The 1,293-nt window shown below is 62.4% G+C and carries 2 protein-coding genes; both read left to right on the top strand.

Annotated elements, in window-relative coordinates; genetic code table 11:
* Window positions 1–209 precede the first annotated feature (209 nt).
* Complete coding sequence (locus tag ACXJL8_RS41395) at window positions 210–470, top strand: hypothetical protein (RefSeq protein ID WP_456687071.1); 261 nt, start codon at window positions 210–212, stop codon at window positions 468–470.
* A gap of 293 nt (window positions 471–763) precedes the next feature.
* Window positions 764–988, top strand: coding sequence for a hypothetical protein (locus ACXJL8_RS41390; RefSeq protein WP_456622951.1), 225 nt, complete (start codon window positions 764–766; stop codon window positions 986–988).
* The last annotated feature ends 305 nt before the right edge of the window (window positions 989–1,293 follow it).

Genomic DNA, 1,293 nt, shown 5'->3' with positions numbered 1-1,293 from the left:
ACATACGCCATTTCCGAATTTCGGTAAAGTGGAATATTTTTGCGCAAGGAGATTGACAGGCGGCCGACACAGCCAGTGCCTGCCGGCGCGGAGGTGAGAACCGCGACGCGCAGACCGGCTCGCCCGGCCGGCATGCTGGCATCGTCCTTGCTGAACGACAGTCAATCCCTCAGATCCATGGTGGGTCTGTCTCATAGTGAGGCRATCGYATGCAACCGACGTCCCGTTTCGAAGCGACCATCCCGACACAGCTCCACGCCCTGATTTCCGATCTGCGTTRGCGCACGCAGATGCTCGACGCCGACATTTTGGAGGAAGAGCGGAAGGCCGGCATCTCCGACCCAAAGAACCCGGCCTACCCGATGCTCGCGCTGAACCTGAGGGTCCGGCGCGACAATATCCAGGTCAGCATCACGATCCTGGAAAGCCGCCTCGAGAAACAATCGACCGAGTGGCCCCACGCCGCCTGATGCGAATCGTCCCGGCCCGACCTGGCCACGCGACCTGCAGGCGGGCCGGGCGATGGCGCGATAGCTCCAGAGCCCCGTTCTGATGGAATCGGAACGGGGCTCTGGATTTTGACGCGTTTTCTTGACGCGAACCGGTCTCCGCTTCGCTGGAAAACGCTCTCTCGTCTGCGACGCGCATGGATTCGCGTTGCCAATCTGCAACGGTTCCCCACCGTCAGACGCCGGACAAAAGAAACTCCCAATGCGGCCACGAACCCCGCTCACAACGCCGTGAGACAAGCAGGGGAACTACGATGCGTGCACAACGCGTTTGGAAAGTGAATGGAGCCGCCAGCATCGGGCAGCTCCAGACCAGACTGGACGACCTGAACAAGCGTCTCAGTCAGCTCGAAAACCAGCACCCGGAAAGCTGGAACATCGACGAACTGAAATCGCGGGCGCTCAACCTGTCGCGCGAGATCGACGACATCCGCTGCGCCGAGGCGACGGCGGCATTGAGCGAGCTGCTGCGGAAGTAGCCAGGACCTCGCGATTCGAAGCTGCGCAAGGAACCAAGTTCCGCGGCCGCCATTTCCATGGAGAGCATGGAGCAAAATCATGACCAGGCACCTGAGGCGAGCCCATCTCGCGCGCGGCGTGGCCGGCGCGGTTTCCACGCTGGTCGTTTGCGCGGCGGCGGCATTCACCATCGCGCGCCACTTCGCGCCATGAGGGATGAGCTCGCATGACATCCGACCCAGAAGAGGCGGTGAGGCTGCAAGGCTACGGCGAGATGACCTTGCGCACGGCAATTGCGACGCTGATGGCGCTCGCGCCGCGCGAC

The sequence above is a fragment of the Bradyrhizobium sp. P5_C11_2 genome (assembly GCF_054049755.1).
The sequence above is the reverse complement of the archived record's forward strand: the minus strand, read 5'-3'. Positions and strand labels throughout refer to the sequence as shown.

What these genes read in the sequence shown, in the direction of transcription:
- ACXJL8_RS41390 (WP_456622951.1), top strand. Translation starts at nt 764, where the DNA reads ATGCGTGCACAACGCGTTTGGAAAGTGAATGGAGCCGCCAGCATCGGG.